14 protein-coding genes and 1 pseudogene are annotated in these 16,084 nt (G+C 66.1%); 8 read left to right on the top strand and 7 right to left on the bottom strand.

What is annotated here, in order from left to right; translation table 11 throughout:
* Positions 1 to 278: 278 nt before the first annotated feature.
* From M2351_RS18240 to M2351_RS45125, 4 genes and pseudogenes are all read left to right on the top strand, one after another.
* Positions 279 to 1,970 (top strand): methyl-accepting chemotaxis protein, encoded by a 1,692-nt coding sequence (locus tag M2351_RS18240; protein ID WP_264657537.1) that lies wholly within the window; start codon positions 279 to 281, stop codon positions 1,968 to 1,970.
* 333 nt (positions 1,971 to 2,303) lie between these two features.
* On the top strand, positions 2,304 to 4,751 hold the full coding sequence (locus M2351_RS18235; protein ID WP_264657536.1) for a PAS domain S-box protein: 2,448 nt from the start codon (positions 2,304 to 2,306) through the stop codon (positions 4,749 to 4,751).
* 553 nt (positions 4,752 to 5,304) lie between these two features.
* Positions 5,305 to 5,505, top strand: coding sequence for a hypothetical protein (locus M2351_RS18230; protein WP_264657535.1), 201 nt, complete (start codon positions 5,305 to 5,307; stop codon positions 5,503 to 5,505).
* A pseudogene (locus M2351_RS45125) lies at positions 5,466 to 6,410 on the top strand (recombinase family protein); the annotation flags it as partial. The gene M2351_RS18230 and the pseudogene M2351_RS45125, both read left to right, overlap by 40 nt.
* A gap of 306 nt (positions 6,411 to 6,716) precedes the next feature.
* Here M2351_RS45125 and M2351_RS45120 read toward each other — a convergent pair.
* The 3 genes from M2351_RS45120 to M2351_RS18215 form a co-directional block, all read right to left on the bottom strand.
* Entirely contained in the window at positions 6,717 to 7,409 is a 693-nt protein-coding gene (locus M2351_RS45120) for a transposase (protein WP_406567421.1), read from the bottom strand.
* Positions 7,410 to 7,906: 497 nt separating this feature from the next.
* Entirely contained in the window at positions 7,907 to 8,608 is a 702-nt protein-coding gene (locus tag M2351_RS18220) for an SOS response-associated peptidase (RefSeq protein WP_264657533.1), read from the bottom strand.
* A 550-nt stretch (positions 8,609 to 9,158) separates the two neighbouring features.
* A complete protein-coding gene (locus M2351_RS18215) occupies positions 9,159 to 9,491 on the bottom strand; it encodes a hypothetical protein (protein WP_264657532.1) in 333 nt (110 codons plus the stop codon).
* Between the two features lie 232 nt (positions 9,492 to 9,723).
* Between M2351_RS18215 and M2351_RS18210 the strand changes: the two genes are divergently transcribed.
* From M2351_RS18210 to M2351_RS18195, 4 genes are all read left to right on the top strand, one after another.
* The gene (locus M2351_RS18210) at positions 9,724 to 9,882 is read left to right on the top strand and encodes a hypothetical protein (protein ID WP_264657531.1); all 159 of its coding nucleotides are present in this window, start codon (positions 9,724 to 9,726) and stop codon (positions 9,880 to 9,882) included.
* Between the two features lie 168 nt (positions 9,883 to 10,050).
* Complete coding sequence (locus tag M2351_RS18205; protein ID WP_264657530.1) at positions 10,051 to 10,452, top strand: hypothetical protein; 402 nt, start codon at positions 10,051 to 10,053, stop codon at positions 10,450 to 10,452.
* 187 nt (positions 10,453 to 10,639) lie between these two features.
* Positions 10,640 to 10,972, top strand: coding sequence for a hypothetical protein (locus M2351_RS18200; RefSeq protein ID WP_264657529.1), 333 nt, complete (start codon positions 10,640 to 10,642; stop codon positions 10,970 to 10,972).
* Positions 10,973 to 11,033: 61 nt separating this feature from the next.
* Positions 11,034 to 11,288: a DUF4167 domain-containing protein gene (locus M2351_RS18195; protein ID WP_264657528.1), complete on the top strand. Its 255-nt coding sequence runs from the start codon at positions 11,034 to 11,036 to the stop codon at positions 11,286 to 11,288.
* A gap of 156 nt (positions 11,289 to 11,444) precedes the next feature.
* Here the strand turns inward: M2351_RS18195 and M2351_RS18190 are convergent, their stop codons facing one another.
* From M2351_RS18190 to M2351_RS18175, 4 genes are all read right to left on the bottom strand, one after another.
* Positions 11,445 to 12,830: a pyridoxal phosphate-dependent decarboxylase family protein gene (locus M2351_RS18190; protein WP_264657527.1), complete on the bottom strand. Its 1,386-nt coding sequence runs from the start codon at positions 12,828 to 12,830 to the stop codon at positions 11,445 to 11,447.
* 105 nt (positions 12,831 to 12,935) lie between these two features.
* Positions 12,936 to 14,153: an NAD(P)/FAD-dependent oxidoreductase gene (locus M2351_RS18185; protein WP_264657526.1), complete on the bottom strand. Its 1,218-nt coding sequence runs from the start codon at positions 14,151 to 14,153 to the stop codon at positions 12,936 to 12,938.
* A complete protein-coding gene (locus tag M2351_RS18180; protein WP_264657525.1) occupies positions 14,150 to 15,397 on the bottom strand; it encodes a flavin-containing monooxygenase in 1,248 nt (415 codons plus the stop codon). Before M2351_RS18180 ends, M2351_RS18185 begins: the two co-directional genes overlap by 4 nt.
* Before the next feature lie 30 nt (positions 15,398 to 15,427).
* Positions 15,428 to 15,955 (bottom strand): HpcH/HpaI aldolase family protein, encoded by a 528-nt coding sequence (locus tag M2351_RS18175; protein WP_264657524.1) that lies wholly within the window; start codon positions 15,953 to 15,955, stop codon positions 15,428 to 15,430.
* Between the last annotated feature and the right edge of the window lie 129 nt (positions 15,956 to 16,084).

Genomic DNA, 16,084 nt, shown 5'->3' with positions numbered 1-16,084 from the left:
ATCGGCCCCCCAAGTCGTCACACGGGATGTGGCGCGAGGAACTGGTGGCGATGCACAGCGTGGTGTTGGAACGGCATCGGGCGACGGTGATAACAGGCATCAACGGGCCAATGGCTCCTATGCCGATCCGTAAGCCGCCGCCGATCGCGCATTCCTGCACCACGATGGCATGCCGCAGACGCTGCGGCACAATGGCACAGCCGCTTTGGAGTCCTTCCTTCGAAGTCTAATGATAAATTGTGCACACAATACGAGCGATCGCTGCCCAAAGGCGGTGCATGATGACACTCAGTACCCTCTCCATTCGCGCAAAGCTCCTGGGCCTGATTGCGACGGCCAGCGTGGCCTGCCTGGTGATCGCGGGCGCCGGGCTGTCCCTCAGCTACAACCGAATGTACCAGGACCGCGTCGACGCCCTGCGCTTCATGGTTGAAGCGGGCCACAGCATGGCCGCGAAGTATGAGGCCGATGTCGCCACGGGAATCCTCAATCGGGAGGACGCGCAGGCGCGCTTCAAGGAGGCCTTTCTGGCCATCCGCTACAGCGGTGAAGAATATCTGTTCGCGCACACGTACGACGCCATCGGCTTCGCGCACGCCAACCGGAAGCTGATGGGGGCCGACGTGTCGGGCATCAAGGATGCCAAAGGCGTGCCGGTCATCCCGGCGCTGATCGCCCTTGTGAAGAGCAAGGGCGAAGGCACCTACGTCTATGACTGGCCCCGCACGGTCGGCGGCAGTGAAACCGCCGTCAAGCTGGCCTACGTCAAGGGCTTCGAGCCCTGGGGCATCTTCATCGGGACCGGCGTCTTCATCGACGACATCTGGGCGGCCTTCCTCACGCAGCTCTGGACGCTGCTCGGCGTGATCGCGGCGCTCGCTCTGCCGGCGATCCTGCTGCTGGCGCTCGTCGGGCAGAACATCAGCACCACCATCCGGTCCCTCGCGGAGCGGATGCGCGCCCTCGCCGCCGGCGACCTCGCGATCGCCTTTCCCGAGGCGGCCCGCACCGACGAGCTGGGCGCCATGAGCAAGGCCCTGCAGGTGTTCAAGGAGAACGCCCAGGCCAGGCAGCGCCTGGAGGCCGAGCAGGCGGACCTCGCCCGCCGTGCCGCGGAGGACAAGCGCAAGGCCCTGGCGGACCTCGCGGCCGGTTTCGAGCAGAGCGTCGGCAGCGTCATCCGTGCAGTCGCCCGGGAAGCCGAGGGCATGGAGAGCCGCGCGCACGATGTGACGCGCGCCGCGGACCAGACCGGCCGGCTCGCGAGCGAGGTGGCGTCCACGACCGAGCAGACCTCGGCCAACGTCCAGACCGTCGCGTCCGCGACCGAGGAGCTGTCCAGCTCGATCGGGGAAATCAGCCGCCAGGTCGGGCAATCTTCACAGATCGCCCGTAGCGCGGTCGGCGTCGCCGAACGGGCCAACGGCAAGGTCGGCGGCCTCGCCGCCGCGGTCGAGCGGATCGGGGCGGTGGTCGAGCTGATCAATTCCATCGCCTCGCAGACCAATCTCCTGGCGCTGAACGCCACGATCGAGGCGGCCCGCGCCGGCGAGGCCGGCCGGGGCTTCGCCGTCGTGGCGAACGAGGTGAAGGCCCTGGCCAACCAGACCGCCAAGGCGACCGGGGACATCGCGGCGCAGGTCGCCGACATCCAGTCGATGACCGGCGCGGCGGTGGAGGAAATCCAGGGCGTCGTCCGCGTCATCGGCGACATCAACGGGGTTGCCACATTGATCGCCTCGGCCGTCGAGGAACAGGGAGCGGCCACCCGCGAGATCAGCCGGAACATCCAGCAGGCTGCCCAGGGAACCCAGATGATTTCGCAGAGCATCGCCGGGGTGAACGCCGCGGCCGATCAGAGCGGCACGCTGGCCCACGAGGTCCTGGCGTCGGTCCGCCAGCTGTCCGCGCACACGGACGCGCTGGACGCCGAGGTGAACCGTTTCCTGGAAGGGGTGCGCCGCGGATGACCCACCGTGCTTTGCAGACTGTGTCATTTCGGCGGTCGCCAGCCTGACGGCGCGGCAGGTTCGGCGCTGAGGATGACCGGGCTGAAGGGGCGCCCGGTACGCGGCGCGGCAAACCCAGCGGCCCAACAGCCGAACGTCCAGACCTCAGGTTACGCATCCTCTGAGACTTGGAGCCTTCGTGCCCCACCTCACCTCCCGGCAATACGCTGGCCAACGCTCCGTCAAACACTCCCCAGGACTTCGACCAGGGAGCGTTGCTATAAATTAATGTTTTCAGGCGTATTCTCTATGGCACCGGCCCCCCAATCGACTGCAACCAAGAGAAGTTACCAGATGCGTGGCCAGGCTGTTTGGGATACTCCGCAACCCGACAAGGCACGGCTACCGTCCGGCCATCTGACGTTTTCCGATCTGCCGCTGCTGGATGCTTTGTGGATGCCGGTGTGGTTGTTCGACAGCGAGCGCACCCGGATGGTCTGGGCCAACCAAGCCGCATTGGAGCTCTGGAGTGCAGCCAGCCAGCAGGAGTTCCTGGAGCGGGACTTCAGCGATATGTCGGACGCGGCGCGGACCCGCCTGGCGTCATTGCTGCAGCAATTGACGGCGGGAAACCAGGTCATCGACCAATGGACCTTCTACCCTAAGGGCCAGCCGGTCACCACGCGCGTGCGCCGCACCGGTATGATCCTGCCGGATGGCCGCTTGGGCATGCTGCACGAGGCCCAGGTCATCGACCAACCGGTCGATCCGGCCACGCTGCGCGGCGTCGAAGCCCTGAATCAGACCTACGTGAAAATTTCCCTGTTCTCACGCGACGGCCTTCCGCTCATGCGCAATCCCGCCGCCGAGAGGACCTTTGGGCCAGTCGGCCTGGACGGCGACCGGGACCGTTTGGCCGCACACTTCGTGCATGAGGAAGACCGGTGCGACTTGCTGGCCGCTCTGGACCGTGGCGAGGTGTTCCGTCGGTTCGTGGAGGTCTCAACCAACAGCGGCCTCGGGTGGCACCGGTTCGATGCCCGCATCACGATCGACCCAGTGTCCGGCGAGCCGATGGTCCTGGTGAACGAGCGCAACGTGACCGAGCATGTCCGCGCCGAACAGGCCATGATGACGTCCGCACGCCGCCTCGCGCGCATGGTTGAGCACCTGCCCGCCGGGGCCGCCTATGTTGAGGGCGAAACGATATTTCTGAACCGGGCGGCCGAGGAGATCTGCGGCTACACGCGCGATGAGATCCCCACCCTCGACGTCTGGTTCAAGGCGGCGTACCCGAACAATCATGAGAGCATCCGGGACCGATACTGTGCGGCCCGGAACGCTGGCACTCCGGTTTCCGTTGAACTGCAGATCCGGCGCAAGGATGGGGCGCTTCGCTGGCTTCTGTTCTCGGCTTACTTCGCCGATTACGGCGAGGTCTGGTTGATCCAGGACGTCACCGACCATCGGGCCGCCACCGAAGCGCTCCGCCGCGAGCGCGCCATGCTGCAAAGCCTGATCGAGTCGATCCCGGACATCGTCTTCTTCAAGGACACCAGCGGCACGTACCTCAACGGCAACCACGCCGCGCTGGAGTACGCCGGTGGTGCGGCCGAGAACGCGCTGGGCCTGCGCGACAGCGATCTGTTTGACGCTGAGACGGCCGAGCGCCGGCGGCGCGGTGACCAAGTCGCCATGGAGCAGGGATCAACACGGTCGGAGGAGTGGTCCGTTTATCCCGATGGCCGCAAAGTGCTGCTGGAAACGGTCAAAGCCCCCTGCCGGGATGCCAACGGCACCGTGCTGGGCGTGGTCGGGATCGCACGTGACATCACAGAGCGTCGACGGGCCGAGGACCAACTCCGCCAGGAACGGACGCTCCTTCAGGGGTTGATCGACGCCATCCCAGACGCCATCCTGTTCAAAGAACCGAATGGCCAGATGCGCAAGGTCAACAAAGCCTTTGCGGCATGGTTCGGCCTCGCGCCCGAGAATCTGTCTGGCTTGTCCGGCGATGATATTTGGCCTCCGCAATTGGCCGAGGATGTTCGCCGCCAAGACACCTTGGTCCTTACGGAAAACCAGGCGCTGCGTAAGGAAATGACCATTCCACGCGCGACCGGGGACACCGTTGATGTGGAGATGATCAAGGTTCCCATCTACGACGATGATGGCGATCTTCTCGGGCTCGTTGGCATCGGCCGTGACATCACCAAGCGCAAGCAAATAGAGGCCGAGTTGCGCCGCAGCGAGGCCGAGAAGGGGCATATGGCCCATCACGACGCCTTGACCGGCTTGCCCAACCGCCGCCTGTTCTTCGACCGCCTCGACCTGGCAATGGCCCGCGCCCAGCGGTGCGGCCATAGCGTGGCCCTTCTGTTCATCGACTTGGACGGTTTCAAAAAGGTGAACGATACGCATGGTCACGACTGCGGGGATCATGTGCTCCGCATCGCGGCAGCCCGGATAGTAGACTGCCTGCGCAAGAGTGACGCGGTGGCCCGAATCGGCGGCGACGAGTTCACCGTCACTTTGGAAGATGTCGCCTTGGCAAGCGATGCAAGCCGCGTGGCGGACAAGATCATTGACGCGGTCTCCGTGCCCATTCCAGTGCACGGACGAACAGCCGTCATCGGCGCCAGCATCGGAATCGCTCTATATCCCTCGGATGGACAAGACGCCCATGCGCTGCTCAACGCGGCCGACGCCGCGATGTACAGAGCCAAGCAGGCAGGACGCGGGAAACGCGTGTTCCACAAGAGCGCGCCGGATACCGCACCGGTTCCCGGCGTCGGCGGGTAGCGCCAGCGTGGTACGTGGATGGGGGATTGGCACCACCTTCCGCTGGAGCAAGGAGGCTGAGATGGACCCCAGATCTGAGAGCATGTTTGTAGACGTCATGCGTTGACGGTCTCGGCAGCGAGCCGTTTGAGGCGGCGTGAGAGGATCGAGACGAAGGCGATCTCGACGAAGCCGATGAGATGGGCCTTGGTGCGCTCGAAAATGACGTTCAACCGTCGATAGCGGGAGAGCCAAGATAGCGAGCGCTCAATGGTCTAATCACAAATGACAAGTTCTGCCTGACGCGCACAGGGCATCTTCAGCTGAGCTTGTCACACGTGCGGGGCGGCGGGTGGGAGGCGGTTGTGTCCTACCTCTGCGGTGAGGTCACTCACCAAGGAGGGAAGGATGCGGCGGCAAAAGCGGTGTCCTTGGCGCGTTCGGCGCACCGGTGTGTCGACGCCAACCAGTCAGCAGCGTTGGGACCGGGCCGATCAACTCCTTCTGCAGTGGGCGATGACCGCACCGGCGCCAACCCCGACGTGGGCGCCCCCGATCCGGCCGGAGGTGTGTCATGCGCGTAGCGATCTATGGTCGCGTCTCGACCAGCCACCAAGTCGACCACCAGACCATTGAGCAGCAATTCGAGCGCCTGACCGCGCATGTGCACGCACACACGGCCGAAGGCTGGGTGCGGGCCATGTCTTCCGCGACGATGGCTACAGCGGCGCCACGTTGGCGCGCCCGGGGCTCGACCGCCTGCGTGACGCCGTGAAGAGCCGCGAGTGTGACCGCGTGCTCGTCACCGCGCCGGACCGTCTGGCGCGCAACGACGTGCACCAGATGGTGTTGCTGGAGGAATGGGCCCGGTTTGGCTGCATCGCCGAGTTTCTGGACCGGCCGATGAGCGATGACCCTCATGACCATCTGCTGCTGCAGATCCGCGGGGCGGTGGCGGAGTACGAGCGGACGCTGATTGCCGAACGCATGCGCCGCGGCCGGCTGGCCAAGCTGCGCGCCGGTCTGCTGCTGCCATGGACGTATCCGCCCTACGGCTATCGCCTGCACCCGGACCGGCCGCGCGACCCGCGTGGTGTTACCCTCGAGCCGGCCGAGGCCGCCGTCGTGGCCGAGCTGTTTGCCCTATACCGCGAGCCGGGCACCTCGCTGATGGACCTCGCCCGCCATCTCGATGCGCGCGGCGTACCCACCCCCTCGGGCAAACCGTGCTGGTCCGGCCCGACGATCCGGGGGATTTTGTGCAACCCGACTTACACCGGGCAGGTTTATGCGCAACGCACGCGCTGCCGCCCACCCACGCACCGGCGCTCGGCGACGCACCCCATCGGCCGGTCACACGACACGGCGGTGCCGCAACCCGCCGACACCTGGATCCCGGTCGGACCGGTCCCCGCCGTGGTCAGCCAAGCGCACTTCGACGAGGTCCAGGCGAAGCTGGCCACCAACCGCTCCTTCGCGCGGCGGAACAACACCGCCCACCCGTACCTCTTGCGCGTGCTGGTGAGCTGCGGGTGCTGCGGCATGGCCTGCACGGCGCGGGTGGCCAATGGCCGGACCTCCTACTATTTGTGCACCGGGAAGGGGCGAAGGAGCAGCGCGTCCCGCGCGGCATGCTGCCCCGCTCGCTCTATCCCGGCTGACCAGCTCGACGAGGTGGTCTGGAACGATCTCTGCGCCTTGCTGAGGGAACCGGAACCGCTCGCCGCCGCGGTGGCACGCGCCCATGGCGGGGCGTGGCTGCCGCAGGAATTGCTCGCGCGTCGCGAGACGCTGCACCGCGCCCAGGCCCACCTCGGCCAGCAGCTCGAGCGGCTCACCGACGCCTATCTACGGGCGGTCATTCCGCTCGATGAGTATGAGCGACGCCGGCGTGACCGGGAGCAGCAGATACAGGCCCTGGCTAGCCAGGAGGAGCTGCTGCGCAATGATGCCGCGCGCCAGCAGCATCTGGCCGGCGTGGCAGCGTCACTGGAGGCGTTCCGCACGCGTGTCCAGCACGGGCTTGCCGCCGCGACCTTCGAGCAGCGTCGGCAACTCGTATTGCTGCTCATCGACCGTGTCGTCGTTACCGATGCTGATGTTGAGATCCGCTACGTGCTGCCCACCAGCACGGAAAGCGAGCACGTCCGGTTTTGTCAATTGCGTAAAGACTACTTCCACCACCCAGGCAATCTCGGTCGGGATGAACACGCCGTCGCGGCCTCGCGCGATCGGCTGGATGGTGATGCCGAGGTCTTCGCCGGCCTTGGCCAGGCGCTTGCCGCGATAGCCGAGATCGCCAATGGCTGGTCCTTGGAAGCCTTTCCCGACGAGCTGGCGCAGCACCGGCACGATGCCCTTGGTATCGTGTACATTGGCCGGGGAGGCATCAACCGCCAGCGGGAGGCCATATTTCTCGACCGCGATATGGACCTTCACCCCACGGATCTTCTTGCCGCCGTCGACGCCCCGCGCGAAGCAGCTTGGGGCCGAGCGGCAGGTCCGGCTGTCGATCACGACGGTGCTCGGCTCGGGCGTGTCGCCGCACGCCACACGCCAGGTCCGGCGCAGCCGGTCGAGCAAGCGGCGCCACAGCCCAAGGCGCGTCCAGCGGGCAAACAGGGCGAAGAGCGTGCCGAAGGGGATGCCCGAGAGCTGGCCGATGGCGCGCCATTGCATGCCGCAAAAGCAGACGCACCAGATTGCCATGATCGCCTTGCGCAACGCGGCTCCGGTGAGTGGCGCCCGGGGGCTGGGGCGTGTCGGTCGCGTGCCGTCCGTCGTCATGGCCGTCAACTCGGCCAGCACCTCGTCCACGAACGCGTCCACGTCGGGGAACGCGTCCCAAGACGCCGCCGCGGTGCTTGCGGGATGAACGGCAGTGCCCATAGACTGGTGCCTGATGGCTGTTGGCGACAGCCTCAGCCTTATCAGACCGCGCCCGCCGCGCAACCTCCCTCTTCAGCTCAAAGTAGCATCCCGGTCAGCATCGGCTGGGGCATGCCCGCTGCAAACAGCTTCTCAGAATGCGGCGGGCCTCGTCGAGCACCTCCGCCGCCTCGTCGCGCCGGACGATCCGCCGCCGCGCCATGGAATGCCTTTCAGAATTGCTGAGTCCTCAGCAAAATGAGCACGCGACGGCGCATTGGCAACGGCCCGAGCGCGCCGTGGCGGTCTCACGCCGGATTGATGGCGGGCCCGCTGTCCACGGCGTCAATCAGGTCGGGGCGGTCGTTCTTGACCGAGCCGACGTCCTTGCTGACCCGCCAGACCCGCATGTGTGCACTCGGGTACGGGACCAGCATCGCCTGCAACTCGCCAGGGCTGGCCTCCTCCTCGCCCAGCCAGGCGCTCCAGCGGGCGGGCGGCAGGATCACCGGCATGCGGTCGTGGATGGCGCGGGTCGCGTCGTTGGCCTCGGTGGTGATGATGGTGAAGGTGTGCAGCCACTCCCCGTTGGCCGGATCCTTCCACCCCTCCCAGAGCCCGGCGAAGGCGTCCGGCCCGTTGCTGTCCGTGGCAATGGCGTGCGGGATCTTCGCCCCGTCAACCTTGCGCCACTCATAGTAGGCGTCGAACGGCACCAGGCACCGGCGCTTCTTGAAGGCGGAGCGGAACGCCGGCCGTTCGGCCACGCCCTCGGCCCGTGCGTTGATCATCTTGGCCGCGCCGGACGGGTCCTTCGACCACACCGGGACCAAGCCCCACCGCAACGGGCTGAGCCGCCGCTCTCTGGTATCGGGGTTGAACCGAACGACCGGCAAGTTCTGCATCGGCGCGGCGTTGTACCGCGGCTCCGGAGCATCGCCGTGGACCGTGGCAGCGAAGCGGTCAACCAAGAGGCTGGCTGGCGAATGAAGAGCAAAGCGTCCGCACATGGGCCGATTGTGGGCGCGGACCCGAGGGGTGTCAACGCGTGTGGCAGAGGCAGCTCACGGGACTGGGCGCCAATGCTTGCGGTCGCCCAGAGCATCGACGTTGACGAGGAGTTCGTCGTTCGTGGTGCGGGCCAGACGGAGCTTATCGTTTATACCTCGTCGAACGCCGTGGCTCGGCCATCGAAGGTTAGGGGATTTGACATGGGGAAACAACTAACACGGGGTTATCCCGCAGAATCAGGAAGCTTGGCATTTGCGGGATAAAGCTTTTCACATCAATATGGTACATTGGCTCAAATGAGTCCCACCGGTTGAATGTCGGAGACCGACCGGGACATGGAAGCTCATCATCTCCTCAGCCATCTACTACAAAGGACAACATCCGTCTGGCCCGCACCACTAGGCATGCCGGTCTCCAGAAGCAGGCGGGCATGTGGGAGATGGCCCGGCTTGTCGATGAGGGCGGTGACGACGGAGACCTTGGGCGATCCAGCCGCCCGGGTGAAGCGGTCCCCGACCTGAACCGAAGCGCGTACCATCTCCCCTCCCCTCACGGCAGGCCGGCGAGCTCGTCGAGCAGCTGCTGGTACTGGCTGGGCGGCAGCGCCCGCTGGTCCGCGGCCATGCGGCGCAGCGCCTTGATGCCCGCCGGCGTGAAGGTCGCCTTGAGCCAGTGCGCGCCGTCGTCCACCAGGGACAACAGTCCACGCTCAATCATGCTCTGCACCGCCGCGGCCGGCTTGGGCTGGCCTTTGTGCGGACCGGTTGCCCAGCGTTTCACGAGGACGCCGTCGTGGAGGGACCGGGCGCTGCTGAGCCGGAGCATGAACTCGCGCCGGATCAGGTCGCGCTCCTTGGGCAGAAACTCGGGGGTGTCGGTCATCGTCGCTCACGAGAGGTCCAAAGCGGCGCTGAGATGTAGCGTGCCGGTTCAGGGAAGAGAAGGAGCCCGAGAGGATTGGTTGCCCACCATCGATTTTCGGGACAGGGACACCAGCAGATGCCATCTCCACCAGCACGGGGAGCGTTCACCACGACGGGACGGCCGGCGCGCACGCGTGTTGGAGAGCCATTGGCGGGCTGCATCGGCCCGTCCCACGAGCGAGGATGACGCGATGGACGAAAACCGCAACACCGACGCAAAACCGGACCACGCGAGAAGCGACGGTGCGACCAACAAGCCCGACGCCCCGCCGCCAGGGACGAAGGACGAGCTGGTAAAAGCCCAGGAGGAGGCTGCTCAGGAGCGCGCGGAGAACGGCGGTTATCAGTGATCGCCCCTGTCCCCTCGGAAATGCGCGCTTCTGTGCGTCCTCGCTCGGGGTGAGCGTCGATCCTCAGAGAGCCGGTCCTATCGACAACCGATGCCCATGGTTACTCCGGTCCCCCTGCCCGCCCCGCCCCCGCTCTGGACGCCGATTCTGGCGAACTGCCGGGCGCTCATGCGCGACATCGGCGCCCCGGCCGTCATCATCGAGGGAGGCATCCGCGACACGCTGTATGGGCCCAAGATGGTGGCCACCCTCGCCGTGCCCGCCGCGATGGGCGAGGTTGCCATCACGCAGCATCCGTCTTACCGGCGCGCGATGCAGGACGCCGCGGGCATGGTGATGTTCGTTCGGATGGCGGCGCACAGCGCCAGCGGCATCGATCCCATCACCGCCAGCCGGGAGGCTGGGGAGGTCTCCTGGGACGTGATCGTGTTGCCAACCGACGTGGTGCTGATTGGTCGCACGGCGGACGCCGATTTCGGCCCCTTCCTGTTGAGCGAGGAACCCACCGATGGCCATCGGCTGTCCAAGGTTGCGCGTCAGCTGGAATTTGCCGGCATTAGCGTGGGATGATCGACCGCGGGGTCTTCGGAACAGCCGTGTCGGTCCATGGAGAAGCGTGGGCGGGCGATCTATGGCCGTTGGACGCTGAGGTACCGTTACGGTCCTCTGGAATGGGCGTTTCGGGGCGTCGCAGCGGGCGCGCTGATCCGCTTTTTCTGACGCGGATCGGCGGAAACCTGATAGGATAAGCCTGACCGTGACCGGTAACCGGGTGTTTTGGATGCCGCTGACGGAACGGACCGCCCAAGGCGACCAGTATGTTCTTCCGGGCGCGGAGCGCCGGACCGTGCCCGGCATTCCCTATGCCGCCGAACCTGATGGGCAACTCGCGCTCCACTTCTACGAGCCGCCGCGCGCGGAGGAACAGGACCGTGGCAAACCGCCGCCCCTGCCCCGCGCTCTCCCTCGGCCCACGCGAATCACCGAGGGCCCGCTTGTCGGTCGGGTTGCGTTCTTCCCGCAGGTTATGAATGATGTGGCCGACGCATTTAGGGCCTTCTCCGGCGTGACGCAAGAGCGCCAGGATTAGGCGTTCGGGAAGGAGGCATCGCCCCCATCGCAGCCCACTCACCATCCGAGGATTTACGTTCATGCCTTTTGACCATCCGGCGAGCGGTCGAGCCCGTCGGCTGCCGCGGTTCGGCAAAGCGGCCCAGCAGCAAGCCGCACAGGGAACTGCGGCGCGAGCGCGTCCAAAGGTGAACGGTTCGGCCGAGCAAAAGCACGCGCAATGGCTGGCCCGCGCCAGCGATGCCGAGCGGGCCGGCGATTCCGTCGAAGCCGAAACCTGCCGCCAGTACGCGGAGCATTGGTTTCGCGCGGCGCACGGCCGTAACGAGCCATGAGGCTCTACCGGTCCTCCCCTTTTACCACACCGCTTTCGGCCGGTTTTGGCGACCGATTGGGGAAAGCCGCTGCTCCGAAGGCCGATGGCAATGGCCACAACGTGCTCCGTTACACCGCCCTCAGGATTCCGGCCCACGTGTCGCGCCCGCAGTCATTCACGCGTTGATCTCCTCTGCTGCGGCAAGGACTTCGCGGACGATCGCCCGCACATCGTCGTCCGTCGTGCGATGGTTGACGAAACAGGCGCGCAACGCAAACTGGCCGTTGATCATCGCGTTCGATAGATAGACACGGCCGCGTCCAATCACGCCCCGCAGAATCTCGGCATTGTCCTTCGCGCGATGGCGGAAGCAGACCGCGCTGAGCGGAACCGGCGCCAGCACTTCCAGGGCCGGCTGCGCTTGCAGCTCGCGCACCAGCAGTTGGGCGTGGCCGAGATCCTGCGCGATGGCATCGCGAAAGGCGCGACGGCCGTGGTAGCGCAGCGACAGCCAGAGCTTCAACGCGCGGAAGCGGCGCGAAAGCTCCATCGACTCCTCGAAAAACGCGAATCCCTCCGTGGGATCCTCATTGAAGGTCCGGACATAGTCGCCGCTGTGCGAAAAAGTTTCAGGCGCGACGTGCCGATCGCGATAGAGCAGGCAACCGCACTCCAACACCTGGTACAGCCATTTGTGGGCATCGAGCGACACGGAGTCCGCCCGGTCCAATCCACGGAACTGGTCCGGCGCCGCCAGGGCCGCGAGGCCGCCGTAGGCGCCATCGACGTGCAGCCATAGAGCCTCGCGTTCTGCGATGTCGGCGATCTCCGACAATGGGTCAATCGCGCCGGTGTTGACCGTGCCGGCGGTTCCGACAATCGCCATGGGCGTCTGCCCTGCCTTCCGATCGTCGGCGATGGCCGCCGCGAGCGCGTCGGTCCGCATCCGCAACGCGCCATCGACGGGGATCAGGCGCAGATTGCTTCGGCCGAGGCCCAACAGCGCGATGGCCTTTGGAACAGACATGTGCACCTGCTCGGACGCGTAGACGATGCCGGGACGGGCGCCTGTATCGTTGGCGGGGAGCTTGGCTTCGCGGGCCATCGCCAGTGCCATCAGGTTCGCCGTCGAACCGCCACCGCACAGGCTGCCTCGATAGCCCGCACAGCCCACCGCGTCCGCCAGCCAGCCGACGACCGCCTGCTCGATCGCCGTCGCCGCAGGGGCGGAGCGCCAGGACGTGACGTTCTGGTTCAGGACCGCGGCGAGAAGCTCGCCGATCGCTCCCACGGGCTCTCCCGAACCCAAAACATAGCCGAAGAACCGGCCCCCGGATGGACGCGCGTGGTCGGCGATCGTCGCGAAATCTTGCAGGACGGCCTCGCCGAGCCCGGCTTCAGGCCAGGGCCGTGAGAAGAGTTTGGTGGTCTGCTCGCCTCCGGTCACCGGGTAGGAGCGCCGCTCGTCGATGGAACCCCAGTAGCTCTTGGCGAGGTCCATGGCTTTGTCCACCAGAAGCGCCAGTTCCTGATTGGAGATGTCCAAGGCACCCATGCTCATTGCCCCCTTCGGAGATCGTTCGGTACCGCGGCGGTCCGCGGACACTTGCCCATCAATGGCAACCGTCGCCGCGCTTCATTCCAGCAACCATGGCCATCACACGGCCTAAACGGCCCCATAAAAGTGGCGGTATTGCCACGCCGCTTCTTTTCTCAGCTGGTCCTCCGGCCAGGATGCGTCGCGGAAGCGTGCGACCGACAGCGGTGAGAGATCGGTTGGAGGCTGGCCCTCCGCAATCCACATGGCGAGCGCCTCGCCCACCGCTGGGGCGATCGAAAGCCCAGCCACGTTGCATCCGCTGGCGAAATAGAAGCCCCGCAGCGCTGGCGATGGCCCGAGAATGTGCTGGCCATCCGCGGTCATGGTCGGAAGACCGCCGCGCAGTTCGCGTGCTTTCGCCACGCGCAGGACCGGCAGCTGAGCCCTGACCTCCTCAGCGGCAGCCCGCAGCACCGCCGCGTCAAGCGGCAGATCCTTGACGTCGAAGTCAGAGGGAAACGCGTTCATGTCGAAGAAACGGGGCTCCTCCTCGTACACGCCCCACAGCAACCCGCCCTCGCACGGCCGCATGTAGACGGCCGCGTCCATGATCCGCACCATCGGCAAATCGGCGCGCACACCGGCTTGAGGTTCCGTCACGATCAGCTGCAGGCGCGTGGGGACAAGCGGAACGCGGATGCCGCTGGCTTCTGCCACCTGCCGTGTCCAGGCTCCAGCGGCATCGACGAGGACGGATGCACGGATCGTTCCCCACGTGGTCTGAACACCAACGACGGCATCGCGTTCTATGTCCACCCGCGTGACGTCGGTGTTCGGCAGAAGCGCAGCGCCCCATGCCTGCGCCGCGACCGCAAACCCGACAGCGACCTGCGCCGGATTGAAATAGCGGTCGTCGCCGATTCGCAGCACTGCCTCAACGCCTTGCGTCTGTAAGAACGGATTGAGGCGATGCGCTTCCGCAGCCGTGATCTGTTCGACATCAAGCCCCATGCGCCGGCCACGCTGCCGATCAGCGGCGAGAACCTCGGCATCCTGAGAGCGTCGCGCGACCTTCAGGCTGCCGGACAGGACCCAATCCAGTGGCTGGCCGGTCTCCTCGGTGAAACGCTCGATTTGCTGACAGGCACGCTTGATCAGCGTGATCATCAGATCGCTTTTCCGCAGGCAGCTCACCATGCCCGCAGCCCGCGGCGACGTCTGCGAGCCGATGGCGTGCTTGTCGAGGAGAGCGACCGACAAGTCACCGCGCTTGGCGAGGTGAAAGGCTGTGGCCGCGCCCAATCCACCGGCGCCAACGACAACGACATCGGCGTGGTCGATCATGGCCGCCTTGCGGTGATGTGTTGGACAACACGTCGCGCCTCCTCGGCAATCGCCATGATCGTGCCGGAGCGGCGCGTAACGGCGAAATCCAGGCCAGCAAAGTAGATGCCGGGAAGGTTGGCCACGCTCTCCTCATGCACCGGCTGGCCTCGGGCGTCGAGCACCCCCGGCAGCCGCACCCAGTGGTAATCGCCTTCAAAGCCGGTGCACCAGATCACCGTGGTGATGCCCTGCCCGGTCGGGGCGAGCGAACGGATCAATGGGTTTGGAAGCCGGGGAGCGACGATTTCGGCCGGGTCGGGCTCGGCGGCCGGTGCTTGCAGACCGTTCTGCGCAATGAAGTCGTCGATCTTGCGCTTCAGCTTGTCCGAGGCCTCGTCGGCAAAGGTCATGTTGTCCGGCAGGTCATTGGCGAAGGTAAGGCGGACGCTGTCCGCGACACCGGTGAACCGGCCGAGGAGCACCACCCCTTGTGCGCTGAGCGATTGCAGGCTGATCGTGTGGACCGCGCCAAGCAGCGGTCGCGGTGGAATGCGGCCCGACGGTTCAACGAAATCCCTGCGCGGAACATCCATCCATCCGGCCTGCAGGAGCCACTGCACGATGTCCTGCCCCCGGTAACGGCGAGGGAAACGCCGGATGCGGCTGGTGGCGAGGTACACGCGGCGCCCCGCCAGCACGAGATCCTCGGCGATCTGACCACCGGACTGGCCGCTGCCGACGACCAGCACGGCTCCGACGGGCAGCGCGGCCGGGTTGCGGTAATCGGATGCATCCACCTGGATCAGGCCGGGCGGCAAGGCGTCAGCCACCGCCGGGCGGCGTGGCCGGTTGAGGCTGCCGCTCGCGATGATGACGTTTCGTGCCCGCAGCGTGCCGTCCGGTGTCGCCAGACGATAGCCGCCACTCTCCTCGTCCTGAACAAGTTCGGTCACGGGAGATCCCGTCCTGATCGGCAAGCGGTTTCGCGCCGCGAACTGTTCAAGCAGGGCAACGAACCCGTCGCGCGTCAGAAAGCCCTCCGGGTCGGCGCCCTCATAGTGGTCCCCCGGCATGACGGTCACGCGGTTTGGCGTGTTCATCCGGAAGGAATCCCAGCGTTGGGTCCGCCACGTCTCGCCGATCCGGCCGCGCTCCAACACACAATGGCGCAGGCCAGCCTGGCTCAGGGCATGGCTGACCCCCAGTCCGGCCCAGCCCGCCCCAACCACCGCCGCGTCGAGGATGGACGTGTCTGCCTCCATGGGCCCTCCTCGCGGCTCCTCGCCGCTGCCCTAACGTCTCGAACGTTGTGGTGTGCGAGGATCGGCGTCGGATACGCCGCCCGTCGCGATGTTCTCGACGGCGCTGCGCGTCTCGATGAGGACGCCGCACACCGTTTGGTCGCCGTGCCGCGGCAGGTAGTCGAGCAGTTCAGCGCCCCAGCGGGAATGGGCCACGAAGGGGCCCCAGCCGCGCTTGCCCTGGCGTGGGTAACGGGTCAGCGCCACGCAGTCGGCAACGGTCTCGGCGGTGGTGACCAGCGGAAAGACGATGCCTTCCGCTCCGGCATCGAGGGCGCGCTTGACGTAAGCCTCATCCCGGCGCGGGACGCGCACCAGCGGCGAACAGGCCGTGCCGGCCGTGGCGGCGATCATGGCGTGCAGGCTCTCCGGCCCAATCGGACCATGCTCCTGGTCGAGGATCACCCAGTCCGCACCAGCGGCTGCGATGGCTTGGGTCGTCACGACAGATGGAATGACGTTGATGAAGCCGGATAGGCTGCCCGTGCCAGTCCGAAGCCGCTCCTTCAACCCGTTCATACTCACCTCCAAGCCATGAGCAAGGAGACGCCCCGGAGCAAGCAATGAAGTTCGTACGGTCCGCCGGCTTCGCGGTCGTCGAAAGCCCCAAAGCTCTCCTGCTTTTTGAATTCACACTTTTCGGGAAGC

Origin of the sequence: Azospirillum canadense (assembly GCF_025961225.1) — a bacterium.
GTDB classification, from domain to species: domain Bacteria; phylum Pseudomonadota; class Alphaproteobacteria; order Azospirillales; family Azospirillaceae; genus Azospirillum; species Azospirillum canadense.
The sequence above is the reverse complement of the archived record's forward strand: the minus strand, read 5'-3'. Positions and strand labels throughout refer to the sequence as shown.